The organism is Peribacillus sp. FSL H8-0477 (assembly GCF_038002765.1).
Lineage (GTDB): Bacteria > Bacillota > Bacilli > Bacillales > DSM-1321 > Peribacillus.
Genome location: NZ_JBBODE010000002.1, coordinates 784,943 through 809,662, shown reverse-complemented (window position 1 = coordinate 809,662; position 24,720 = coordinate 784,943). Strand labels below are relative to the sequence as shown.

Genomic DNA, 24,720 nt, shown 5'->3' with positions numbered 1-24,720 from the left:
AGGCTGGAGGATGCGTCATGGGTGTGGAATTAACCGTATTGCATTGGACCTATGTGGGATTCATTCTTTTGATTATTGGATGTATGATAAAAAGACGAGATACTACGTTCATGTGTATTCTCGGTATCTTTTCGATCGCTTTATTAGCCACTGCCAGCTTTTCTGCTTCTATAAGCGGAATTTTCAACAGCTTTATCTATGCAATTATCGAATTAGCACCTACTATCCTGATCATCTCCATCATTGTTGCGATGAGTCGAGTGCTTACCCGAACCGGCATTAATGAAGCTATGATATCTCCTTTTACCAAATTCATTAAAACACCTGCACTTGCATTCTGGATTATTGGAATTTTAATGATGATAATATCTTGGTTTTTCTGGCCTTCCCCGGCTGTTGCTCTGCTTGGCGCGGTTCTCCTCCCTGTCGCTTTACGCGCTGGACTTCCCGCTTTAGGAGTGGCCATGGCTATGAACCTTTTTGGTCACGGGATTGCTTTATCAGGGGATTTTGTCATTCAAGGAGCACCTAAATTAACTGCAGATGCTGCGTCGCTTCCAGTCTCTTCTGTTATCCAGGCAAGCATACCACTGGTTATTACAATGGGGATTGTTACCACACTTGTGGCCTTCTTTCTACTTAAACGAGATATGAATAAGGGGAAATTCTTAGAGGAAGAATCATCTATCGCTAATGAAGACTCCGAGAAGGATCACTTTCTACCATCTGGTCAACGGAAATTCTTCGCCTTCTTTATCCCATTAGCCTTTATTGCAGATGTCATCACAATGTCTGTCCTCAAGCTTCAGGGCGGCGATGCTACAGCCCTTATTGGCGGAACAGCTGTTTTTATATTAGTCATACTTTCGTTAACTTCCCATCGAAAGGACGGACTTGAGAAAATAACCAGTTATTTAATAGAAGGGTTTCAATTTGGTTTTAAAGTATTTGGTCCAGTCATCCCTATTGCTGCCTTTTTTTATTTAGGAGATTCAGGATTCGCAAAAATACTTGGTGACTATCTGCCTTCTGATTCTCAAGGAATAGTTAATGACCTGGGTGGAGCATTAGCCGCATCGGTACCATTATCGAAGGAAATTGCAGCAGTAACCTTGACGACGGTTGGGGCTATAACTGGGTTAGACGGGTCCGGCTTTTCTGGTATATCCCTGACCGGATCGGTTGCTCATTTATTCTCAGCCGCTATTGGAGGAGGTGCAGCCACACTGACTGCTTTAGGTCAGCTATCAGCCATCTGGGTTGGTGGTGGTACACTGGTTCCTTGGGCGCTAATCCCCGCCGCTGCCATTTGTAATGTTGATCCTTTTGAACTCGCACGAAGGAATCTCGCCCCCGTGTGCATTGGTCTTTTCGTCACTACGATTGTCGCGATGTTCCTAATTTAAATAAAAAATATGACCTGTTTCAGGTCGTATTTTTTATGGGCGCAGTCCATTTTTTGTATAGCAGCAGACAAAGAATAATTACAACAGACCCAAGGGCATACCCGGCGATTACATCTGATGGAAAATGTGCTAGAAGAACGACTCGGCTTACCCCTATTAATAGAACTAATAGAGCTGCTGTTGACCAGACAAGTTTTTTCACCACGCCTCCTTTAAGACCGCTAGTGACAAAATAAGCAATAAGCATGTAAAAGATTATTCCAATCATCGCATGACCACTAGGAAAACTATAACCAAGCGCATCAATTGCTTTATTAATAGAAGGCCGCTCTCTTTCCACCAACGCCTTTATCCATTTATTTAATTGGTCTCCTCCTGCCACACCAATTAGAAACATGATCATTCCCTGGTAATCCTTCTTTCTTATCCATAGCCAGGTTATCAGCAGGATACTCCCAGGAATTAACGTAATCTTGGAACCTAATTTAGTAATGACAAAGAATACACTATGCCATATACTATTTTCACCTATAGTTAGGTACTGTTGAAGTGTATGGTCAAAATTATTTAATGATCCTTGGTTAATTCCGTCCAATATATAAAGAAACAGTGAAATTAACATGATACATACTAAAGAAATAACTAATAATGTCGGAAGTTTTGTTTTTTTCATTGCGTATTGATTCTCCTCCATATGCTGAGAGACCTTTCGAAAAATCCTCCCCCCGCACTTTATTTACTATGCTATAATTGGAATTATTTAAAAATTTTGATAACGATAAAAAGGAGGCTATACGATGATTAATCTATTACATACCCGCCTCGAGCAATCATTTGAAGAGATGATTAAAATCAGGCGCTATCTTCACCAGCACCCAGAAGTTTCATTCAAAGAAACGAAAACAGCTGCCTTTATAGCTGACTTTTATCGTAAATTAGACATTGAAGTTGAAACAAATATAGGCGGCAATGGAGTCATTGCCAGAGTGTATGGTGCAAAGCCGGGGAAAACAGTTGCCCTGCGCGCTGACTTTGATGCTCTCCCTATTCAAGATTTAAAGGATGTCCCCTATAAATCTACCGTCCCTGGTGTGATGCATGCGTGTGGGCATGACGGGCATACGGCAACGCTTTTACTCTTAGCCAAAATTATTAATGAATTAAGAGACAATCTTGAAGGTACCTATGTATTTATCCACCAGCATGCAGAAGAATATTCTCCAGGCGGGGCTAAACCAATGATTGAAGCTGGGTGTCTCGATGGGGTAGATGTCATATTTGGTACACACTTATGGGTGACCGTTCCGACTGGCACACTCCAATACTCTCTTGGTCCTATAATGGCTGCTGCTGATCGTTTTACGATAACTATTCAGGGGAAAGGCGGTCATGGAGCAAAACCTCATGAAACAAAGGACGCCATTGTTGCGGGTGCTCAGCTTGTGACCACACTTCAGCAAATAGTCAGCAGACGTATCAATCCCATTGATCCTGCCGTTGTTACGATTGGTTCTTTTGTTGCTGATAATACTTTTAATGTAATTGCCGACACTGCAACACTCATTGGCACAGTTCGAACCTTTAATGATGAAACACGAAATTTTATTGAAGCAGAGATTGAACGAATTGTTAAAGGGACTTGCCTTTCTACTGATTGCACGTATGAATACCTTTTTGAACAAGGGTATCCCGCTGTAATCCCAAATAATGAGGTCACGAACTTCCTTCTTAAATCGACTGAAAGCATTAACGACGTAGAAATTCTTCACGAAGGTGACCCAGATATGGGCGGAGAAGATTATGCTTATTACCTGCAAAAGGTAAAGGGAACCTTTTTCTTTACGGGTGCCATGCCTGAAACAACTGGAGAAATCACCTATGGGCACCACCATCCCATGTTTGATTTCAATGAAAAAGCGATGCTGATTGCTGCAAAAACACTTGGTACAGCAGCCATTACTTATCATCAACATTCCTAGATATAAATAAGGAACAGGCTGCCCTGTTCCTTATTTTTGTTCTAACATTCTCAAACGGAAGCAATTTTGGGCCGTTTCCCCAAGGTGCAATAGGAGATTATGGTTAGCATAGGCCCCGACTGCAGCTCCTATGCCTGGTACAAGCTGAAGCATTTTCACCAAATCCACATAATCCCGATACTCCTGTTGAACAGCATACCAATCTAATTCAGGATGCTTTTCAATCTCATTCCACCGCTCAATAAGCGGCAGATGTTTCAATTTGGTCTCATTTTTTGAAAAGCTTATATGAAAAATATAAAGAATAAACAGACGTTCCTCATAATTTTTCGCATCAAAGCCATATAAACCTGAGATGTCAAATAACAACTTCATTTTAATACTAAGCAGCAGCGGAAAATCAGTTAGACCGATCAACAGACCCCCTGCACCCGTTCCAATCCCTTCAATAACAGCCGTTTTTCGGTACGTATCAATCTTCTCTTGTACCCACTCTTCTTTTTGCTGAAACGTCAGCATACGGACTTCTTTCTCTTTCGTGATATACCCTGACCCCGTTAGTATAGCTTCGATAAAGTAACGGATACTGGCGGTTATTCCCGTATGTACTTTATCAGGAATATATCTGTTCATTTTAAGTTGTGTTTTTCTAGAGAATTTCTCGATCGCCCCTGTTTTCTTCAAGAGCTTCTTTTTCCATGTCAAAGCATCTCTGAGACAATTTTGCTCATATTCATTCAGCGGCGATTCCCTCCAGCCTGTTAGAAACTAGTCATTCTCTTTCTCGAATACCCCTTAAAGAAGATAACAAACAAGACTCCTGCTGCTGCAGAGGCAGCTGCCGCCATGAAACGACCTGTGACGAGCATGACAATCGTAAACGCAATAACTTCGACACATAAGAAATATGAAACTAATCGGACGACTGCTTCCTGCCTCATTTTAGCTGGTAGAGGATATAGTGAAACCCATATTTTCAATTCATGCTGCCTCCAAACAGGCAGTAATTGAATACCTGTCATATAAAGAAACAGAACCGTTATAAACACTGTAGCCCAAATTGATGGGAAGGCCATCATAATCACTGCTCCTATGAACGTAAGACGGACCACCAATCCAGCATAATCGTTTGTTCTAAGCATTGTCCTTGCATATAAATATAAATAAGAAGAGTTCGGACCATATGGAATCAAAACCAAAAGCCAATCAAGCCATTTTCTTCTTGCAACTTTTCCGCGCAAGCTTGGCACATCAGTAAAAAGATTAGCAAAACGGTAAAAATTCATCATTCTTTTACCTTCAAGTTCAATTAAAACTTCCCATTTTAATGATTTTTTTTCAGTCGATTTTTTGTAATACATCAACAATGCAAAAAGCAATATAAAAGGTGCAATAATAAGAAGAAGGTTTACGTTTGCAAGTGCAAAATACAACAAGACAACATTTAGAACCAGTCTAATCAGTGCATCTATTCTGGCTGTAGACTTTTCCTGATATTTCAGCACATACCAATGGATGCCGATATTCATACATTTTGTAATAATCATTAATCCCAAAATAGTAAGAAACTCTGTTGATCCAGCGTTTGTTACTTTGGAATACATAGGCATTGAAACGATAAATACAATCAGTAACAGAAAGCTTTGAAGCACTAAACTTAAAATAATTGAACGTTTGAAATACCCAGTAAGCTTAGTCTCGAGCGCTAATAAAAAGACCATATCAGCTTCTTTAAGAAAAGTAGACACGGGGCTCCTTGTCATAAAGATGCCTAATACAATCGATATAATCAAGGCAGCAGGAAAACTACTGTCTAGCGTTTTAATCCACTCACTGTAGTAATAGCCTAATCCACCAAGAGCTATAATCATGACAAAGACCAGGTGCCCATTAAAAATGTACTTTAAATACTTTTGTAATTCTCTGCTATACAAGGTAAACCGTTCATTCCATAATCCCTGACTATTCATGATTTAATTCTTCCTTAGTCAGTTGAATATAAAGGTCATCAAGCGTCGCACCTGGCATATTAAATTGAGTACGAAGCTGTTCAAGATCACCCTTCGCACGTATTTCTCCATTATGAAGAATGATGAATGAATCGCAATATCGTTCTGCAGTAGCTAATATATGTGTAGACATTAATATACCCGCACCATTTTGTTTCATCTTATCCATCAAATCAAGCAACGATTGAATTCCTAATGGATCAAGTCCAACAAAGGGTTCATCGACTATGTAAAGCGAAGGCTGTACTAAAAAAGCACACATAATCATCACTTTCTGACGCATACCCTTTGAGAAATGTGCAGGAAACCAAGATAGCCGTTTTTCCATATGAAATTCCTTTAACAGGCCGGTCATACGGCTTTGAAACGTAGCTTCATCCAGGCCGTAAGCCATTGCAGTAAGTTTTAAATGTTCTTCAAGTGTTAATTCATCATATAATATAGGGGTTTCTGGAACATAGGTAAATTGCTTACGATAATGATCAGGGTCTTCAGCAAACGTTTTATCGTTTATTGAAATTCCCCCCTCCTTCGCCTCCATAAGTCCAATTATATGTTTAATTGTTGTGCTTTTCCCCGCTCCATTTAATCCAATTAAGCCGACCAGCTGATTCGGCTCGATCTCGAAGCTTATCCCTTTTAAGACGGGAGTTCGCGTGTAGCCTCCAACAAGCTTGTCAATTTTTAGTAAAGACATATCAACGTTCCCTTCTATATGTATGTAGGTTATTTATATATTATCAAAAAATGATTCGTTAACATAGTGATGTATTATTATTTTACCATAAGTTACCAATTATATTTTCAAGCCTTCATGGTAATCATAATTAAGGAAGAAGGGGTTCTTCATTAGCAATTGGTCATATCCTATTGTCAAATGAGGTGTCAGTTAAAGACATATAACTGAATTACACAGACTTCATATAAACGTTTCGAGCAAGGAGATGGTACTCTTGCACGTAATAGGCGGAAACCCATTGATAACTGTCAATTATGCTTTCTGCGTTGAATAAACGATGAAGATATAGGAGATGGTTGCTTTGAATGGAATAACTCTACCAACTGTAACCGCATTTTACTCTAATTAAATGAGGTGTTGGTCCAAGAGAACTCAACCTAAAACGCATAAGAAGATCAGGACCCCTTTTTCTGGGCAGGGTGCAGCTATTAGCTGCATCCTGTTTTATTTTTTTCAACCAGCCTTTTCGATATGTTTTGCCGATGGTACAATTAGAGCAAAGAACAAGATAGAAGAAAGGGTGACTGGAATGAGCGATTGTATATTTTGTAAAATTATTAATGGTGAGATTCCGAGTACAAAGGTCTTTGAAAATGAGCATGTATTGGCTTTCCTTGATATCAGCCAAGTAACAAAAGGACATACCCTTGTCATACCAAAAGTACATAAAGAAAATATTTACGAGTTGACTCCAGAGATAGCAAAACAAGTTTTCGAAGTCATTCCTGAAATTGCACGTGCAATTAAAACAGAATTTTCCCCAGTTGGTTTGAACATTCTAAATAATAACGGAGAAGCCGCTGGACAATCAGTCTTCCATTATCATGTACATTTAATTCCGCGCCATGGTGTGGATGATGGCTTCGGCGCAGTATGGAAAACTCATACAAGTGAGTATACCCCTGAAAACTTGAAACAAATTGCTGACTCGATTGCCAGTCATATTCAACAGTAAACGCTATTCATGAAGATCTGGGAAAACTTCTCCCAGATCTGTTTTTTATTTCTTAATGTTTTCCATCCCTTCACTTTTAATCATAAAGTTCTAAATTTTCTCCCTTTACTGCTTTTATTTCTGATAGGATATAGATTATTAACACTTTACTACATTGACGTATAGGAGGAAAATTCATGAAACGTGCTCGTAATTTTAATGCAGGACCAGCTGCACTACCTGAAGAAGTGTTAGTGAAAGCTGAGAAAGAATTCTTAAACATAAACAATTCTGGTATGTCCGTCATGGAATTAAGTCACCGAAGTGCCATTTTTGAAAGCATCCATAATCAGGCCATCCAAGGATTAAAAGAGTTATTGTACATACCAGAAAACTACGAAGTCCTGCTGCTGCAAGGCGGTGCCAGTTTACAGTTCTCGATGATACCGATGAATTTGTTACCTGCTGATAAACATGCAGATTATGTTTTAACTGGGTCTTGGTCTGAAAAAGCCCTTAAAGAAGCTGTAAAGGTAGGAGACACCAAAGTTATCGCTTCTTCGAAAGATGGCAGCTACAAGTTTATTCCTGATGTAAATGATTTATCGATAGATGAGACTGCCGCTTATCTGCATATTACTAGTAATAATACCATTTATGGAACACAATGGACGGATTTCCCTTCCACACAGTCTGTTCCGCTAATCGCAGACATGTCGAGCGATATCTTGAGCAGAGAAATTGATGTCAGTAAATTTGGCGTTATCTATGCTGGAGCACAAAAAAACCTTGGCCCTTCCGGAGTAACGGTTGTGATTATTAGAAAAGATTTGATTCAATCGAATCAAACAAATTTACCAAGCATGCTCGATTATTCCATCCACGCGAAGAGCAATTCTTTATATAACACACCACCGACGATGGCTATTTATCTCCTCTCCCTTGTCATGGAATGGGTAAAGAAACAAGGTGGAGTCAAAGCGATTGAGGCCTTAAATAGTAAAAAAGCCAATCTCATTTATGCTGCGATTGACGAAAGCGATGGTTTTTATATCGGTCATGCTGATACAAATAGTCGTTCAAAGATGAATATTACCTTCAATCTTCCTACAGAAGTTGCTGAAAAATTATTTTTACAACAAGCAAGTGATGCTGGCTTTGTAGGCTTAGCGGGACATCGTTCCATTGGCGGATGCAGAGCTTCTATCTATAACGCTGTCCCATTAGAACATTGCGCAGAGCTTGCTGCATTTATGAAGAACTTCCAAAAAACATATGAGAAGAACAGCTAAGAGTCACAAAAAACTATTTCGAAAGCTGCTTGCACATGATATACTGTATAGAACTTTTCGCTCCAGGCAATTAGTGCACTGGAGGAGAAGAAACTAGTTGAGACGAGAAGAGGAGAGAGTTTAAATGAATACTAAAACCCTTATTTCCCTATCCCTATTAGTGGGGATCGGCGCCGCGCTTCATGTAATTATTCCAGGATTTTTCTTAGGAATGAAACCAGATATGATGCTGACAATGGCTTTTTTAGCGATTATCCTTTTTCCAGATAAAAAGAGCGTGTTTCTTGTTGCTATCACGAGTGGCTTGATTTCAGGATTAACAACAACCTTTCCGGGAGGATTTATCCCGAATATAATTGATAAATGTGTTACCTGTTTTATATTCTTCTTACTATTTATCGGCATTAGAAAAATTTCAAAGTCTTTAGTAAGCATAGGTATATTAACTGTAATTGGTACCTTACTATCCGGTTTTGTCTTTTTGGGATCCGCTTATTATTTAGTTGGTCTTCCCGGAGCATTCCTCGGACTATTTGCGGCAGTTGTCTTACCAGCCACCCTTCTTAATACAGCGGCTATTATTATTATTTATCCGATTGTCAGCGGGATTATTAGGAAAACCAGTATTCCTGCCCATGTGTAACCCTATAAAAAAAGCATGCAGACTTTTCTGCATGCTTTTTTTATCCGACAAATCCCTTTATTTTCCTTCTTACTATTTTTATATACCTCGATGTTGCAAATGAAGTTTAACTTATTATTTTTGTGATATAAAGATAAAGGAAAGATTATCCTTCCCTTCGTAAGAAAAATATGGTATTTTAGGGAAAATGGCATATATAAAATCCTTTGTAAGATTACCAATTATGTTTTCACTATTAGAAGGGATTTGGCTTAATTAAGGCGAATCAATTAAATAAGAGAATGAGGTGATTGATAATGAAGATAAAATCATTATTTATTGGATTTGTAACAGGATCAATTTTAACAGGAGCTGCCACATTGCTGACTGCACCATCGTCAGGAAAAGAAACAAGAGATCGAATTAAAAAAAACAAAGAGGACATCGCTCTTACCTTATTGGAACTTAAGGAAAAGGCAGCTGCCGTTAAAGAAGATGCCTCTACCGCAACTCAGGCTGGTAAAGAAACCCTAAAAACGTTTATTGCTGATTTAAAAATCCTTCTAGACAATTGGAAAGAGGACATCGAACCGAATAAAGAGGAATTATCAAAGAGCATTAAAGAAATAGAGTCATCGATCCAAGAGCTTGAAGCCATTGCATCGGCACCTGCAGATGATAAAAAACATCCAGTCGAATAACCCCTATATCTGATCAGTTGAACCAGACCCGGTTTATAAAGAACTGGCATGTTCTATTTAAACCGGGGGTTCATTTAATTTCACTTCAATATTCATGAGGAAATTTCCAAATAATCATCCAAAAAATAGTTAAACCGTTAAAAATAATAAAAAAATCTAAAAATTATGTTAATTTTTCCTTTATTAATTATTACTTTATTGTCATAATAAATATAACGAATAAATTAAAGTAGGTGGGCCAAATTATGCAGGATAAAAATTATACTATGAAAGAGGCTATGATTTTCAGCCAAAGGATTGCTCAATTAAGCAAGGCATTATGGAAATCAGTAGAAAAAGATTGGCAGCAGTGGATTAAGCCGTATGATTTGAATATTAATGAACATCATATTCTTTGGATCGCCTATCACTTAAACGGTGCCTCAATTTCAGACGTGGCGAAATTTGGTGTCATGCATGTTTCCACCGCCTTTAACTTTTCCAAAAAGTTAGAAGAACGCGGTTTATTGAATTTCTCAAAGAAAGAAAATGACAAACGGAATACCTATATCCAAATTACGGATGATGGTGAAAAAATGCTCTCAGATTTGATGGAAACCTATGATCCTGGTACAAATGCAGCCTTTTCAGGTGTATTGCCGCTTCGCAATTTGTATGGTAAATTTCCTGAATTAATTGAGTTGATGTCCATTATTAAAAATATTTATGGTGATGATTTTATGGAGATTTTCGAACGTTCTTTTTCGAATATTGACAAGGAGTTTAACGTCGGAGAAGATGGTACGTTGAAAAAAAAGATAGAGAAAGAAGCTGAGCCAGTTTAGAGTTTCAACTCTTTTTCCATTTCCTTCATGAATTCACTAAACACACCTTGCTTTAGACATGATCGGATTAATTCGTATATTGATAGCTTGGGGTTTAATTGATTTCTTAGTTGTTGTAGAAGCGGTTGAAAGTGTAAATAACCTTCCGCTTTTTCTATTTCCATTTTCTTGCTCAACGTTGCACATAGTTTAAGGAGTATCCTTCCCTCTTCCCTCGTTAGATTTTTTTCTACGAAGAGCAGATCTAGTTCTGCTTCCCGATTTCTTATTACATTGATCAATAATTCCTGATGATAACGTAACGTTTCCACCTCTTTATACAGGTCCTTCATATTTATCCCCCATCGCAATCGTTTCCCTACTCATACAGCTTCCATTTTTCTTTTAATCGGCTTAACGAAAAACTATTGATTTTTATATCAAAACATCGTAAAGTATGTAAGTAATTTTATCAGTCTTCTTATCCTCACTAAATGGAGGCATTCATTCTATGAATAGCTGGAAATCAATTAATCTATCAAGACAATATGACAGTCAGCGAATTTTCTTTTTATCATTATTCACCATGCTGTTATCTTTTATTGCCATACACACACTTATCGCTCCATTTACGTCTGGATTGGCTATGTATGATGATCACAGTCTTTTACTAATCATCTTCATTATCTTATTATATCCCGTCCATAAGCTTTTGCACTACCTGCCGCTCCTTGGACAGCTGAAAAAAATTAAAACGCAAATCACATATAACTATACCTTTTTTCCAACTATTAAAATTATCATTCACGAACCCATTTCTAAACAATTATATCTTCTGACACTTTTTATCCCTTTCTTTATTGTATCACTTGGTCTACTCACTTGTACCCTTACATTCCCACATTATACCCATTACTTTACCATTTTATTTGCTTTACACACAGGCCTCTGTGTAACAGATTTCATTTGTTTAAAAACCATTACTGGTTCTCCCAACCGATGCTTTGTTGAAGAACATGCTGATGGATACGACATATTGACCCTAGCAGATTAACAAACTGTTTTTTGTAGTATCTTTTTAACGCGTTATTTGATATCGTAATACTTACAGAACCGTTATGCAGGGAGGGAGTCAGGAATGATTCTTATAATTTTCATCATCTTCTCCGGATTGATTCTATATAATATTAATAAAATGACGAATTCACTTTGTCAGCAGAAAGAAATTCCTGAAGAACGTCAGCCTAAAGTATTCCGCACGATTAACGTACTCATTACGATTCTGTTATTATCTTCTTACGTTGAAATTTTATTTACCTAAACTTTCAATGATAAGAAGATTGACCAGAGCAAAATTGGTCCATATACATACGTAACACTGGATACTTGCTTGGTTTTTTCAGGAAACAAGGAGACAGCATATGCTGTCTCCTTGTTTAATTCGCTGCTTCTTATAACCAAGAAGCGCCAATGATTACTAATAGAATAAATAAAACAACAATTAACGCGAAGCCTCCGCCTCCACCGTATCCTCCAGACATTATTCCCCCTCCTTTCTATTACCATTGCATGGTACAGACCCATAATCAGCAGTTCTGTACACAAGTTCTCTGTACTATATGCAGACCGTTACGTAACGGAAACGGCATTCATATCAAATTAGAAACAATCCCTAAAGCCTCGTCATCTTAGTCAGCAGAATGATGCTCCTACAATGACCAATAGAATGAACAATACAACTATAAAAGCGAACCCTCCGCTATATCCTTGGCTCAAGCTGCATACCTCCTTTGTATTCTTCGTTATATCCTATGCATTTTTACTGATATTGGGTGTGCATTTACCTATATTTCACAAATTAGCTGGTTGAAAAGGATAATTATAGTTTTTTTATAACTTCTAACTATGTTATAGTAAGATTTGTGGATTTATAAATCACCACCAATTTATTTACAGGAGTTGTTCTTAATGAGAAAATGGGTATTATCCATCGCGGTTACAACAAGTCTTCTAGGATTAACTGCGTGCAACAGCGGAGGAGACGACTCCGAAGCAGTGGTAACCACTAAAGCAGGAGATATTTCGAAGGACGAGCTTTATAATGAAATGAAAGAGAAATACGGTGACCAAGTTCTTCAAGAGCTTGTTTATGAAAAAGTTCTTTCAGAAAAATATAAAGTGACAGATAAAGAACTAGATGCAAAAGTGGCTGAGCTCAAAGAACAAATGGGTGATAATTTTGCAACAGCATTAGCTCAATCAGGATACGAAGATGAAGATGCTCTTAAGAGTTCAATGAGAATTGGTATGCTGCAAGAAAAAGCAGCAATTAAAGATATTAAAGTAAAAGAATCTGAAATCAAAAAACGCTACGAAGAAACACAACCGCAAATCAAAGCTAGACATATCCTAGTGGCTGATGAGAAAACTGCCAAGGATGTAAAAGCTAAACTTGCAAAAGGTGAAAAGTTTGAAGATCTAGCTAAGGAAGTTTCTACAGATACTGGTTCTAAAGAAGCTGGCGGCGATTTAGGATGGTTCGGAACGGGCGCTATGCTTCCAGAATTTGAAGCAGCTGCCTATAAGCTGAAAAAAGGTGAAATTAGTGAACCTGTTAAAACAGAATACGGGTATCACATCATCGAACTTCAAGATAAAAAAGAAAAAGAATCATATGATAAAATGAAAGCTAAACTTGAATACGATCTTAAAGTTGAAAAAATTGAGGCAGATAAAGTACAATCTATCCTTGATAAAGAGCTTGAAGATGCAAAAGTGAAAATCAAAGATAAAGATCTAGAAGATGCTTTGACTCCAGCGCCTGCAGCTCCTGCAGCACAATAAGAGTATAAAAAACAGGTCGGTCCTAGGACAGGCCTGTTTTTTTATTCACTTTTTTCTACAACAAAAAAACCCGGCCTATGCCGGGTCTTTTTGTTCGTTATTTTCACTAGATTCATTACTGCGTGTTTCCTGTTCCTGCAGCATACGTTCCATATATTTCTGTCCCTGCTCCTCAATCCAGTCCTGTTCCTGAACTTGATCTTTCCTGGCTGTATAGACGGCCATTACTGCACTCACCAGAATTCCTGCAAAAACAAACCATACCCAAATCGGCATACATATTCTCCTTCCAAAGGTTGTCCTAAAACACTCTTAATAGAGAATATGCCTGTAAGAAAGAAAATATGCTAGAACGTCGTACTAGTTAAAAGTTTGGTTTATAGAAGCTGCGATTTTCAAGGGCAAACACCCGCTCCGTAAACTCACCAGGTTTTACCTTTTCAAGAGCGCGATCCATCATATTAATCTTCGCATCTAGATTATCAATATAATGAAGCACTTCCGCTTCTTTTACCATTGGAGGTTTTGGACTTCCCCACTCCGCTTTCCCATGATGAGCGAGCACAAGATGTTGAAGAATCATAATTTCTTCTGCTTTAATACTTAACTCATCAGCTGCTTTACCAATTTCATTAACCATAATCGTAATGTGACCAAGCAAATTTCCTTCAACCGTATAAACAGTTGAAACCGGTCCAGATAATTCAAATACCTTCCCAAGATCATGTAAAATGACTCCTGCGTATAATAAATCCTTATCCAGTTTTGGATATAGATTTACGACGGCACTAGCAAGGTCAAGCATTGACACAACATGATAAGCAAGACCAGAATAAAATTCATGGTGATTCTTTGTTGCAGCTGGGAATGTAAGAAACTCTTTTTGGTATTTTTTTAATAAATGACGTGTAATTCGTTGAATGTTTGGATTGCGCATTTCAAAAATAAATTGCGTAATTTTATCCATCATTTCTTCTTGACTTATCGGCGCCGTCTGAATTAGATCAGCAGGTGTAATTCCATCTGCCTCCGTAGTAACACGGATATTACGTATTTTTAACTGATGGCGGCCGCGATAGTTTTGAATATCTCCCTGTACCTTAACAGTCCGTTCCGCAGCAAATGTCTTTTCATTTTCTTCTGAAACATCCCAAAGTTTTGCCTCAATTTCTCCCGTTTTATCCGAAAGGATCAACGTCAAAAAAGGTTTACCATTACTTGCTAAAGCTTTGGTACTACTTTTGATGTACATATATGTATCGATTGTGTCACCAATTCCATAATGATTAATTCCCGTTTCCATAGACATACCTCCGTTCATTAAGTAAAAATAGTATACCATATCGAGCATTTGATAGCTTGAAGTTTCCTCCTCTACACCACGCAAAAAAACCTTCTGAATTACTAATTAATACCCGTTTTTTCTATCCAATAAATAAACAAACATTCCTCCACCGCCGCTTGTTACGAAAGAGACTTCCTGTTGAAAGTCTCTTTAGGTATCTCTCTTCTTATTGAAAAGAATGCGTGTTGGGTTTCTTTAATACGTGTATCTCAGAATCTGAAAAATTAGTAAGTAATGTTTCATGACAAGTGAAAAAGATAATTTGTCTTGTTTCAGATAATTGTCGCAAAAGCTTAATCATATTTCTTGTCCGCTTTTGATCAAAGTTAACAAAGCCATCATCAATGATTAAAGGAAAGGGATCCTCTCCAAAAGTAGAGACAGCAAGCGCTAACCTCATAGACGCATAAATTTGCTCAGCTGTTCCTCTGCTTAATTCTTCGGCCTCAAAAGTGAGTCGGTCATTTCGTTCGACTAGCAGACCCTTTCCGCTGTCATTTATGCGTATCTTCGTGTATTCACCATCTGTCAAGAAGGAAAAATAATCTTCTGCTAAAGCAATCACTGCCGGCAGACGTTCTTGTTTAAAGCTGTTAACCGTCTGTTCTAGGAGCGTTTTGGCAATCGCATATCGACCCCAGACTTTTGCCTCCTCGTTCAATGCAGCCCGCTCTTCCATAAAGAGATGCATGCGTTCCTCATACGTGCCCCCATCCTCAAGATTTTGAATGACATGCTTCAAATCTGAAAGTTGTTCTAGCAGTTGAGATTGACGTTTGGATTGTTCCTTTCGTTCCTTACTCAACCGTTCCAAACTATTTCCGTCAATTTGAGCAGTCAAATAGTCAGCTATTTGCTCATGTCCAAGCTGCGATTGTTGAAGTTGGATCTGAAGCAGGTCCCTTCTACTAGTTAGGCTTGCCCATTCCTCTGCTTTCAGAGCCTTTTGACGGTACTCTTCTTCTTCTCCTGTTCCCGTTTTGTTATAGAGCTTCTTAATTTCCTCATCTATTTGTGACCGATTATTTGTGAGTTTTTCTATTTCCAAAGTCATTTTTTCTATTTCTGTAAGTAACTGCTTTGATTGAATTGTTTTTTCAAGTGTTTCGTTCAGTGCCTTTTTTAATAAAACAACGGCTTCTTTCCAAGAGGCTGTTGTCTTCCCAAGCTCTCTACTGAAAGTTAGAAGTTCTTGCGTTTTATCGGTTATTTCTTTTTTAAGAAAGGTCAACTGATTGCTTTTCTCTTCTTTTTCTAGCACTAAAGCTTTTAATTGACTGAGCATGTCAAAAATAACTTCCAAATTATTTTCAGTCGGATTAATCTTGATCCTCCAATTTTTGTGGAAAACTAGGATTTCATCATATACCGTTTTCCAGGAATGTTCCCAGCCCTCGAATTTCTGAATAGACTTATCAAAGACCATCTCACGTTCTTCATGGCGAAACATTTCATTTCTCAAGGATTTTTCAACTTCTCTATCCCTTTCGAGGAGATCGAGCTGGGCCGTATGTTCTTCAGCTGGAATCGGTTTTTCTTGATCCAGTGCTGCTTTCTTTCGTTTCAAGGTATCAAGCTGACGGCTTAACTCTTGAGCTAGTCCTTGCCCTTTAAATACCGATCTTGACGCAATCAGTATGAACAATCCTGCTGTTAGAAGAAGCCCAATCATTACTTGGTCTTGGGTAAAACTGTATGCAGCTCCAGCTGCCAAAAGAATGCCCAATAATCCGAAAAGGTTCCGCTGACGTAAACGGTTTTGAGTCTCCCGTTTCTTTTGCTGTTCATACTGCTGTTCAACTTCTGCAAGTTGCTCAGTCAGCAAAGCTTTTTTTAGTGTCTGAAAGCTTTCATTACTCACCCGTCCTACGGTATCTTCAAGCTGCTTCCGTTTTTCTTCAGGAAGCATTCTTTCCTTTAACTCAGCTATCCGTGCTTCAGAACGTTCAAGCTTTTCTTTTTCTGTCTTATACTCTTCATCCAGCTGCTTCCGTTCATCAAGTAATCGATTTTTATCCCGATCAAGCCGTTTGACATACTCTTTTACAAAATTACTTAAATCAAGCGTTAATAGACTGGTTTCATCTCCTGGATAATGAAGATTACCGTATGCATTTCTAATATCCTTTTGTATCCTATCAAGTTCTTGCAAAAGGACTGATTGTTCAAGTTCCATTTTTTCAAGAAAAGATGCTGATTCCAGAGCTGCTTCGATTTCTTCCTTATGGTCTTGTATATATTCATTTGGTTTTCGCTCTGCTTGTTCCTTTAGCATTGCTTGTTTTCTTTCGATAAGAGACACTATCTGTGAGTGAATCTGCACCTTGACTGCAAGAAATTGTTCAAGCCGCTGAATCCCATCCGCAATAAATGTTTGTTCTCCAAGAAAATCTAACTTCCGATCAAGGATATTACGTTCATCCACAATGGGTTTAATACGCAAAAACTCCTGATACCTATATTGCATTTCTTCATTTTCACTGCTTTTCATCTTTACTTCTGCCAATTCTTCTGTGTACTGTTTTTGTTGCTCAATCAGTGCTTTATATGCTTCCTGCTCATCTCCAGCAAGCTTCATTTGTTTATCTAATTCTTTTATTTTTTTCAGTTGAAGATTGATGGATGGTTTTTGACCTGCAGGTTTAAACCGCTGTTCCATTTCTTTTTGGAGAGTGTCCTCCGCTTCAAGCAGCACATCATTGCCAATTAACCCTGCAGACAGCAAAATTTTTCCAACATTTCCTTCATTCATTGTATGTACACCCTGTAACCCCTGTAAATTGAAGGAAAATACAGATTGAAAGTAGGACTTGTCAATCCCATGAAGGATGTCATGCAGCGTTTCCTCTGATCTAACCTCACCACTTTCGAGCGTAACCGTTACATCCCCAGCGGCTTTCCCTTTTACTCGTTCAATCATTACCTCACCATATCGTTCGGTAACAAGTACAAGTCTTCCTCCGTACTTAGCCTGTTGTTTTGGTTCATATCTTGGCTCTTCATGATTTTTACTTGGAAAGCCAAACAACATACTATGAATGAAAGACATAATGGTTGATTTTCCGGCTTCATTTTCTCCAAAAAACACATATAACTGCTGTAAATCATTAAATCGTTCATTTTCAAGCTTTCCATAGCCGTAGACATGTAATTCTTTAATTCGCATCTTCTCACCTCTTTTACGTTTTAAATAATTGAAACAGCATCTGTCGAGATTCCTCAAGCAGTCCTTTTCGTTCTTCTTCATCGAGCACATCTAAATAACGCCTTGCTCCTGGATGTTTATATAGTGATTGAAGGGCACCCTCAAAATCTGTAAATCCTTCAGCAAGCGCAAGAAGTTCACTCGTAAATGGCGTTTCTGTATGTGTTAAGACCAATTCCTGATGATTCGCTATTTTTATTTTATACGGCCAGCAAAGAGATTCTATTTGCTCAGCCTCATCTTGTAAAATAGCTAATAGATCATCCAACAGCTGTAGGGAGATAAGAGACGGTTCAAGGGATGAGATTTCGAGCTCTAATTCAAGTAAAAGTTTAGAACCAGTTTGCTTTCTCTGCTCAATTACGTCTCTCGTTGAAGTTAATATCTCATCAAATGAAGGCTGATCATGGATTGGGATCACGACCGTATCCCAAATAAATTCAGCACTTTCTATGAAGTTTCGGGAGATAGTCCTATTTTCCATTTCAATAAGGAAACAGCCTTTTGGACCGCTTTCTTTTCTGTTTCTTCCTTGAATATTACCGGGATAGATGGCCAGCGGCAGCTCCGAGATCACTTGACTTTTATGAATATGTCCAAGCGCCCAGTAATGAAAATCCTTTTCAACCAAGTCTTTGATCGTAAACGGTGCATAAGGGCTGTGTCCAGCTACTCCTTCAAGACTGCCATGAAGGAGACCGATATGATAGCCCTCACTCGCAGTCTTCCTATAGGTATCAATCATTCTTTCCGTTACATGTCTCTGCTGATAACTGAAGCCGTATAGGCTTGCCATTGTTCCATCCTGTTTGCTATATACCTTCACATCCGTCTTTCCTCCGAAAACGGTAACGTTCTTTGGAAGCTCAAGCTGAATCCATGAACCATTCAAATGATCATGATTTCCATGAATCATATAGACTTCTATTCCTGCTCGATCCAGTCTTTCCATTTCTGAACGGAAACGGACCTGAGTTCTTAAATTCCGATTTTCACCATCAAATAAATCTCCTGCAATGATTATAAAATCTACTTTTTGTGAAATAGCTGTTTCAATAATGTTCTGAAACGCACGAAATGGACTTTCACGAAGCGCCTTAACTAAATAATCGGGTAAATGACTCAGCCCTGCAAATGGGCTGTCCAAGTGAAGATCCGCTGTATGTATAAATCGAATCTGGCTCATGTTTTCCACCTCGTTCTATATGAATAGTAATAAATGTTGATGGCTAGGTTTGGGCTGATGACGGGGTATTCCCGTCTGGTGTAGCCATATTCCCGTCTAGGATGATGATATTCCCGTCTGAGATCGTCGTATTCCCGTCTAGCAACACTCTAGCTAATATTCTATCACAAAGGGAACATGCTTTCCCATTCCATTATTGTATTGTATGTACAATAAAAACACCTAAATTATGTTAAAATAAAGCCTGAGGTGACGTGTATGCAATCAAAGCCCATTTATGTGGAAATACCGATAGATTCAGAGATGGATAAGTTATGGGATTCAACGCAACGACCAGAACTGCATCAGCAGTGGGACCTTCGCTTTTCTTCCATTACCTATTTACCAAAACCAGACGATGATGCCCAGGACTTTTCTTATAAAACGAATCTTGCCTTTGGGCTTAGCATTGAAGGCTGGGGGACAACAACAGGTACTCACAACAGCACGAATGGATCAAGGACTTCTTCACTCCATTTTGGAACAAATCAAGCTTATTCAATCATTAAAGAAGGGAAAGGGTATTGGAAATATACCCCTGGGGAAACATTAACTTTTCTCACGCAGTATGATTACCAGGTGAATTTTGGCCAAATCGGTCAGCTTTTTGACAGAAGCATGTTCCGACCGCTTATCGGATGGGCGACTGCACTTAGCTTTGATGTATTAAAAAGATGGCTTGAAAAAGGGGAAACACCTGCTTCCCAATATCTGCGTTTTTTCAGCACTTTTCTGCTTTCCTTTACTTTTTTCTTTGTTTGGACTTACCAAGGATTATTGCCAAAGCTAATCGGCCGGCATCCCGAGGAGGTAGCTATGACCCAAGCGCTTCTGCCACTTCCTGAAAATTACGCGACGTCAGCAGTTATCGTGATTGGTATTTTTGAAATTTTATTTGGTTTACTTTGGCTTTTCTATCAAAAAAAACGTCACTTATTTGGGATTCAACTTATTCTTTTTCCGTTACTCACGATTTCTGCTTTTGTCGCTGATCCTGCTGTTCTCATTGATCCGTTTAATCCATTAACCTTTAATATAAGTTTGCTAGTTCTATCAATCATTGGCTTTTTGTTCAGCAAGGACACTCCTACTTCAAAAAGCTGTAAACGCAAGAGATAAGGAGAGCCTATGTCTATTTATCAGAAAATATTAGGTCCACAGTACAAGCAGCTTCACCCTATGCTGCAAAAAAGATATAACCTAACAAAAGACAATCAATTTAAAGCAAGTGGAGTGATGCAAACCATTACAGGCGGACCAAAATGGCTTTATCCGCTTTTTCGCCTTGGAAGTCACTGGAAACTAGTATTCCCAGAGCACGGAAAGCAGATACCATTTACGATTTTAAATACCTATCAAATTGGCACGAATGGGGAAGAACACGTTCACTGGGAAAGAATTTTCTTCTTCGGAGAAAAGAAAAGGTATTTTAATGCGTTGATGAGTTATGACCCAGAACGAAAAATCATTAAAGATTATTTAGGACAGCCGAGTCTTCTCTACTCTGACCTAGTCTTTCACGTATCACCCGAGGGAAATCTCTCTATTTTATCAAAAAAACAACGACTAGTACTAGGACCGCTCGAAATCCCACTACCGGGGATACTCCAAGGCTTAGCAACCGTACATGAAAACTATCTAGAAGATAGAGATAGCTTCCAGATAAAAGTAGAAGTGCAAAATCCATTAATAGGTCGCATATTTGCGTATGAAGGGGAATTTACAGAGGATGTTCAAGCTTAACCTGACCTATATTCAAACAGGACTACTGCTTATCACTGCTATCTTAGGAGAGCAGAATTGGCCCTATCTATTATTAACATCGGCCCAAATTCTATTTGTACCCTTAGTTATCCAATTGATTCTGCAAAAAGGGGACTGGTATACAACCATACATCCTTATCTAGCCTTTTTTTCTTCACTAGCCATTGTTTTTTTACAAATAACGGGGGAAACACAATTTGATGCTCTATTCGCAGCTCTTTATTTATGTTATCCCTTGCTTACTGCACTCTTTGGATTGATTCGTTTTTTAAAAAGGGGGTTTTCTCATGTTGAAGAATTCTCCATTGAAATGGGGATGATGTATCTGGCCTTAGGAGGCGGTTGGTTCTTTGCCTATATGGCGAAAATCAATTTAGGCTTTTCACCGCTGCTTACTTGGTTAACGGCCATTCATTTTCATTACTCCGCTTGCTTACTGCCCATTTTTGTTGGGTTTCTTGGGCGAATGTATAAACCGAAATCTTACGGCCTGACAGTGGCTATCATTCTATCTTCACCGATGATTGTTGCGGCAGGAATTACTTTTTCTTCTCTGATTGAAATTGCATCAGTCATCATTTATATGATTGGGATTTATCAATTACTCAAATTAGCGTATCAAGCGCCCTTTACTCACCCAATTCAGAAATGGCTTGTTCGGTTATCCTTTTCAACACTTGGAGTAACGATCCTCTTTTCAATGTTGTACGCACTGCGGCATCTTGCAGGGCTGCCATCACTTAGTATAAACTTTATGTTAATTTTCCATGGTTTTTTTAATGCAATTTGTTTTGCGCTGCTTGGCGTTTTTGGCTGGTCCCACACTCCTGTGTCTGGTGTAAGACCCTTAACCTTTCCCGTCAGCCGCATTCGAGGCGGTCTAGTCATAGGGGATACCATTGTTGCTAAAGCTGGCAATTCTATAACAAAAAAAGGATTAGTGGAAAACATGCACGTGTATAAGCCACATGTAAATCCGCTTACTCTATCACCTGCCATTATTGACTTCTATGAAAACACAGCTGATTATCGTTTATTTGCTGAAGTACATTGGCTAAACTGGTTTAAGCCTTTTGCCTGTGTATATCGTTTGATCAGTAAATGGGTCAAACAAATTAATTTGCCTCTATCAAGCCGAAAAGTGGAAATGACCGGTACAATAGTGGAAATAAACGAACAGATGGACGGGCGAGATCGTCCGCGAGCTTGGGTACGAAAAATTGATGGGGACACAGTTTTCGTTGCCCTTTATTCTTCCCATGAACATCTTGGCCGTACCTATATGAATATTGCTCTTCCCCTGCCATGGTCAACAATGACAGGCGTCTTAGATCTTCAACAGGTTGATGATGAACTAGAGCTGACTAGTAAATCAAATCAGTTCTCGGACGCAGGTATTTATTTAGCCATTCATAACTACCTGCCTAAATTACCGATAGAAGAAATATTCCGGGTCAAACAAACGAGTGCAGGAACTCTTTCCGCAAATCATACAATGTGGATCTTCGGTGTGCCTTTTTTAAAAATCATTTATCGTATTCATCATAAAGAAAATACCTCTACAACAATTAACCCCTGACTGAAAGTCAGGGGTTAATTGTTCTGAACAAAGATAATTGCTCTTTTTTTACGAGTGCTTTGACATCTTCAATGCCTCTTTAATATCTTTAAATGATTTTGAACTTCCGTACATGAGAACTCCCCCGCGATAGATACGAGCACCGATGATGGCTAAAAGACCTATCGTACCCAGAAGAATCAGGATACTCGTAAGGATTTGCCAAAACGGTACATCAAGCATCCCTACTCGAAGGAACATAATCATGGGACTAAAAAAGGGAATAAACGACGTGAACGTCACATAGCTTGCTCCTGGATTAGAAAGACCAGACATCGCAATAAGGAAGGCGATAATGATGAGCGTCGTCATTGGCATAATCATGGACTGAACGTCCTCCACTCGGCTGACGATTGACCCAAGACATGCCGCAAGTGTTGCATACAGCAAATAACCGAGTAACATGAATATCACTGCATACACAAGTATTGAAGGCTGAATACTTCCAAATCCAAAAACGGAGAAAAACCCATCATTCAATTCTGCAAGATTTTGTTTCACCGTCACATACCCAACTCCTAAAAAAAGCAGAATCTGGGTGAAATTTAATAAGGCGACCCCAAGAATTTTCGCAAACATCTGCTGTATGGGTGGAATGCTTGAAATTAAGATTTCCATTACTCGTGAAGACTTTTCAGTAGCAACCTCCGTTGCAATCATACTAGAATACATCAAAACACTAAAATAGATAACAAACAATAGGATATAGACAAGGCCACGTGCCTGGTTCAAGTCTTCCTCTGTTTTTGCACTTTCTTTCAGCGCAACAGTTTCAAAAACAGCCGGTTTATTTAACGCTTCAATTTGCTGATCAGTTAAATTGAGTTCAGTTTTCACCTTTTGCAGTTTTAACTGGTTTAGCGTTGTAGATAAGCCTGCACTTACCTCCGTATTAGATATTTCATTCGCTTTATAGACCCCCATTACTTCTCCGTTACTGTCTTCACTTATAAGTAGGTAGCCGGTTATCTCTTCATCGGCAACCTGCTTTTTTGCTTCTTTTTCATTTGGAACCGCTTGAACTGTCAGTTCCTTATTCATCGTTTCTGCCGTATTCTTGAAAAGGTCGAAATAAGCACCCGTCTGATCAATTACAGCTACTTTCTCTTTTTCATTATCATCAAAGTAATCAATAATCTTCGTTACATTGGACAGACCGAAGATTAACACTAACATAACTGCAGTCGTAATAATGAAGGATTTTGATTTTATCTTTGTTAGATAGGTATGTGCAAAGACAATCCAAAATTTATTCATAAGCTGCACCTACTTTCTCAATGAAAATATCATTTAGCGATGGCTCTTCCAGCTCAAACTTCCTTACAAACCCACGCGGTACAAGATCCTGAAGAATTTTTTCTGCAACATCCTCTCCCGTAATTTGTAGAATTCTTCCTTCTGTTGTAATCTTCGTTTTCACCACACCCGGATATTCATCAAGGAAATCTAGGTTAAAATCGGCTTTAATGACGATATTCTTTTTTCCAAAAGAACGCTTAATATCTTTTAATTTCCCGGCTGCTACAGGTGCTCCTCGATGCATGATACATAAGTGTTCACACATTTCCTCGACATGCTCCATACGATGACTGGAAAAGACAATTGTTGTCCCTTTGTCGCGTAAATCAATAACAGCTTGTTTAAGCATTTCTACATTGACTGGATCCAGCCCGCTAAAGGGTTCATCAAGAATGAGCAGCTGTGGTTTATGTATAACAGATGCTATCAGCTGAATCTTCTGCTGATTTCCCTTTGAAAGATCCTCTACCTTTTTATCAAGGTATTCTGGGATTTTAAAGCGCTCCAGCCAATGCTGTAACTCAGTAAACGCATCATTTTTAGACATTCCTCGGAGTCTTGCTAAATAAAGTAACTGTTCACGAACCTTCAATTTCGGATACAATCCTCTTTCTTCAGGAAGATAGCCAATAATTGAGCTGGTTGAATAGTCGATTCCTTTTCCATTCCAAGTAACCTCGCCCTCAGTTGGAGTTAGTAATCCTAGAATCATTCGGAACGTTGTCGTCTTCCCTGCACCATTTGCTCCCAACAAACCAAACATTTGATTCTCAGGAATGGTAATATTCAATTCATTCACTGCAGTAAAATCACCAAATTTTTTGGTTACGTGATTTATATGTAATGACAAACCTTTTCCCCCTCTCAATAAAAACCGTTTATCTAATCGTATTATATAAATCTACGAAAGTACATAACCCTTTACAAAAGATGGA

At 38.6% G+C, this 24,720-nt stretch carries 26 protein-coding genes; 13 read left to right on the top strand and 13 right to left on the bottom strand.

Annotated elements, in window-relative coordinates:
* The first annotated feature begins 17 nt into the window (after window positions 1–17).
* Window positions 18–1,406, top strand: coding sequence for a hypothetical protein (locus MHI18_RS15720; RefSeq protein ID WP_340848657.1), 1,389 nt, complete (start codon window positions 18–20; stop codon window positions 1,404–1,406).
* Window positions 1,407–1,425: 19 nt separating this feature from the next.
* Here MHI18_RS15720 and MHI18_RS15715 read toward each other — a convergent pair whose 3' ends face one another.
* Window positions 1,426–2,079, bottom strand: coding sequence for a phosphatase PAP2 family protein (locus MHI18_RS15715; RefSeq protein ID WP_340848656.1), 654 nt, complete (start codon window positions 2,077–2,079; stop codon window positions 1,426–1,428).
* Window positions 2,080–2,203: 124 nt separating this feature from the next.
* Between MHI18_RS15715 and MHI18_RS15710 the strand changes: the two genes are divergently transcribed.
* Complete coding sequence (locus tag MHI18_RS15710) at window positions 2,204–3,385, top strand: M20 family metallopeptidase (RefSeq protein ID WP_340848655.1); 1,182 nt, start codon at window positions 2,204–2,206, stop codon at window positions 3,383–3,385.
* A 30-nt stretch (window positions 3,386–3,415) separates the two neighbouring features.
* On the opposite strand, the gene MHI18_RS15705 is transcribed toward MHI18_RS15710, so the two are convergent.
* Genes MHI18_RS15705 through MHI18_RS15695 form a run of 3 tightly spaced genes read right to left on the bottom strand, consistent with a single transcriptional unit; the run spans window position 3,416 to window position 6,091 of the window.
* Window positions 3,416–4,126 carry an EcsC family protein gene (locus tag MHI18_RS15705; protein WP_445670040.1) on the bottom strand — a complete coding sequence of 237 codons (711 nt, stop codon included), beginning with the start codon at window positions 4,124–4,126 and terminating at the stop codon, window positions 3,416–3,418.
* Window positions 4,127–4,146: 20 nt separating this feature from the next.
* Window positions 4,147–5,355 carry an ABC transporter permease gene (locus tag MHI18_RS15700; protein WP_340848653.1) on the bottom strand — a complete coding sequence of 403 codons (1,209 nt, stop codon included), beginning with the start codon at window positions 5,353–5,355 and terminating at the stop codon, window positions 4,147–4,149.
* Complete coding sequence (locus MHI18_RS15695) at window positions 5,348–6,091, bottom strand: ABC transporter ATP-binding protein (protein WP_340848652.1); 744 nt, start codon at window positions 6,089–6,091, stop codon at window positions 5,348–5,350. The genes MHI18_RS15700 and MHI18_RS15695 overlap by 8 nt, the downstream gene beginning before the upstream one ends.
* Before the next feature lie 571 nt (window positions 6,092–6,662).
* Between MHI18_RS15695 and MHI18_RS15690 the strand changes: the two genes are divergently transcribed.
* From MHI18_RS15690 to MHI18_RS15670, 5 genes are all read left to right on the top strand, one after another.
* On the top strand, window positions 6,663–7,088 hold the full coding sequence (locus MHI18_RS15690) for an HIT family protein (RefSeq protein WP_340848651.1): 426 nt from the start codon (window positions 6,663–6,665) through the stop codon (window positions 7,086–7,088).
* A 176-nt stretch (window positions 7,089–7,264) separates the two neighbouring features.
* Window positions 7,265–8,359 (top strand): 3-phosphoserine/phosphohydroxythreonine transaminase, encoded by a 1,095-nt coding sequence (gene serC, locus MHI18_RS15685; RefSeq protein WP_340848650.1) that lies wholly within the window; start codon window positions 7,265–7,267, stop codon window positions 8,357–8,359.
* A 124-nt stretch (window positions 8,360–8,483) separates the two neighbouring features.
* Complete coding sequence (locus MHI18_RS15680; RefSeq protein ID WP_340848648.1) at window positions 8,484–9,002, top strand: tryptophan transporter; 519 nt, start codon at window positions 8,484–8,486, stop codon at window positions 9,000–9,002.
* Window positions 9,003–9,298: 296 nt separating this feature from the next.
* Window positions 9,299–9,682, top strand: a complete 384-nt coding sequence (locus MHI18_RS15675; RefSeq protein ID WP_340848647.1) for a YtxH domain-containing protein — start codon at window positions 9,299–9,301, stop codon at window positions 9,680–9,682.
* 245 nt (window positions 9,683–9,927) lie between these two features.
* Window positions 9,928–10,506, top strand: coding sequence for an HTH-type transcriptional regulator Hpr (locus MHI18_RS15670; RefSeq protein WP_340848646.1), 579 nt, complete (start codon window positions 9,928–9,930; stop codon window positions 10,504–10,506).
* Here MHI18_RS15670 and MHI18_RS15665 read toward each other — a convergent pair.
* A complete protein-coding gene (locus tag MHI18_RS15665) occupies window positions 10,503–10,838 on the bottom strand; it encodes a DUF1878 family protein (protein WP_340848645.1) in 336 nt (111 codons plus the stop codon). The genes MHI18_RS15670 and MHI18_RS15665 overlap by 4 nt on opposite strands.
* 158 nt (window positions 10,839–10,996) lie before the next feature.
* Here MHI18_RS15665 and MHI18_RS15660 point away from each other — a divergent pair, with 158 nt between their 5' ends.
* Both MHI18_RS15660 and MHI18_RS15655 read left to right on the top strand, forming a co-directional pair.
* On the top strand, window positions 10,997–11,539 hold the full coding sequence (locus MHI18_RS15660) for a DUF3267 domain-containing protein (protein ID WP_340848644.1): 543 nt from the start codon (window positions 10,997–10,999) through the stop codon (window positions 11,537–11,539).
* Between the two features lie 84 nt (window positions 11,540–11,623).
* On the top strand, window positions 11,624–11,806 hold the full coding sequence (locus tag MHI18_RS15655) for a hypothetical protein (protein WP_407951462.1): 183 nt from the start codon (window positions 11,624–11,626) through the stop codon (window positions 11,804–11,806).
* Between the two features lie 130 nt (window positions 11,807–11,936).
* On the opposite strand, the gene MHI18_RS15650 is transcribed toward MHI18_RS15655, so the two are convergent.
* Window positions 11,937–12,026 carry a YjcZ family sporulation protein gene (locus tag MHI18_RS15650; RefSeq protein ID WP_081705008.1) on the bottom strand — a complete coding sequence of 30 codons (90 nt, stop codon included), beginning with the start codon at window positions 12,024–12,026 and terminating at the stop codon, window positions 11,937–11,939.
* 151 nt (window positions 12,027–12,177) lie between these two features.
* Window positions 12,178–12,261 (bottom strand): YjcZ family sporulation protein, encoded by an 84-nt coding sequence (locus MHI18_RS15645; RefSeq protein WP_340850302.1) that lies wholly within the window; start codon window positions 12,259–12,261, stop codon window positions 12,178–12,180.
* Between the two features lie 192 nt (window positions 12,262–12,453).
* Between MHI18_RS15645 and MHI18_RS15640 the strand changes: the two genes are divergently transcribed.
* Window positions 12,454–13,329 carry a peptidylprolyl isomerase gene (locus MHI18_RS15640; protein WP_340848641.1) on the top strand — a complete coding sequence of 292 codons (876 nt, stop codon included), beginning with the start codon at window positions 12,454–12,456 and terminating at the stop codon, window positions 13,327–13,329.
* A 75-nt stretch (window positions 13,330–13,404) separates the two neighbouring features.
* Here the strand turns inward: MHI18_RS15640 and MHI18_RS15635 are convergent, their stop codons facing one another.
* From MHI18_RS15635 to MHI18_RS15620, 4 genes are all read right to left on the bottom strand, one after another.
* Window positions 13,405–13,605, bottom strand: coding sequence for a sporulation YhaL family protein (locus tag MHI18_RS15635; RefSeq protein ID WP_340848639.1), 201 nt, complete (start codon window positions 13,603–13,605; stop codon window positions 13,405–13,407).
* Window positions 13,606–13,693: 88 nt separating this feature from the next.
* Complete coding sequence (gene yhaM, locus MHI18_RS15630; RefSeq protein WP_340850301.1) at window positions 13,694–14,632, bottom strand: 3'-5' exoribonuclease YhaM; 939 nt, start codon at window positions 14,630–14,632, stop codon at window positions 13,694–13,696.
* Window positions 14,633–14,840: 208 nt separating this feature from the next.
* Window positions 14,841–17,840 carry an ATP-binding protein gene (locus MHI18_RS15625; protein ID WP_340848638.1) on the bottom strand — a complete coding sequence of 1,000 codons (3,000 nt, stop codon included), beginning with the start codon at window positions 17,838–17,840 and terminating at the stop codon, window positions 14,841–14,843.
* A gap of 13 nt (window positions 17,841–17,853) precedes the next feature.
* Complete coding sequence (locus tag MHI18_RS15620; protein ID WP_340848637.1) at window positions 17,854–19,065, bottom strand: metallophosphoesterase family protein; 1,212 nt, start codon at window positions 19,063–19,065, stop codon at window positions 17,854–17,856.
* Between the two features lie 258 nt (window positions 19,066–19,323).
* On the opposite strand from MHI18_RS15620, the gene MHI18_RS15615 reads away from it, so the two are divergent.
* Genes MHI18_RS15615 through MHI18_RS15605 form a run of 3 tightly spaced genes read left to right on the top strand, consistent with a single transcriptional unit; the run spans window position 19,324 to window position 22,447 of the window.
* Entirely contained in the window at window positions 19,324–20,223 is a 900-nt protein-coding gene (locus MHI18_RS15615) for a DoxX-like family protein (protein WP_340848636.1), read from the top strand.
* 9 nt (window positions 20,224–20,232) lie between these two features.
* The gene (locus tag MHI18_RS15610; RefSeq protein WP_340848635.1) at window positions 20,233–20,847 is read left to right on the top strand and encodes a DUF4166 domain-containing protein; all 615 of its coding nucleotides are present in this window, start codon (window positions 20,233–20,235) and stop codon (window positions 20,845–20,847) included.
* Window positions 20,834–22,447 carry a YndJ family protein gene (locus tag MHI18_RS15605; protein WP_340848634.1) on the top strand — a complete coding sequence of 538 codons (1,614 nt, stop codon included), beginning with the start codon at window positions 20,834–20,836 and terminating at the stop codon, window positions 22,445–22,447. Before MHI18_RS15610 ends, MHI18_RS15605 begins: the two co-directional genes overlap by 14 nt.
* 48 nt (window positions 22,448–22,495) lie before the next feature.
* Here the strand turns inward: MHI18_RS15605 and MHI18_RS15600 are convergent, their stop codons facing one another.
* Both MHI18_RS15600 and MHI18_RS15595 read right to left on the bottom strand, forming a co-directional pair.
* On the bottom strand, window positions 22,496–23,743 hold the full coding sequence (locus MHI18_RS15600; protein ID WP_340848631.1) for an ABC transporter permease: 1,248 nt from the start codon (window positions 23,741–23,743) through the stop codon (window positions 22,496–22,498).
* Window positions 23,736–24,635 carry an ABC transporter ATP-binding protein gene (locus tag MHI18_RS15595; protein WP_340848630.1) on the bottom strand — a complete coding sequence of 300 codons (900 nt, stop codon included), beginning with the start codon at window positions 24,633–24,635 and terminating at the stop codon, window positions 23,736–23,738. The genes MHI18_RS15600 and MHI18_RS15595 overlap by 8 nt, the downstream gene beginning before the upstream one ends.
* Window positions 24,636–24,720: the final 85 nt, after the last annotated feature.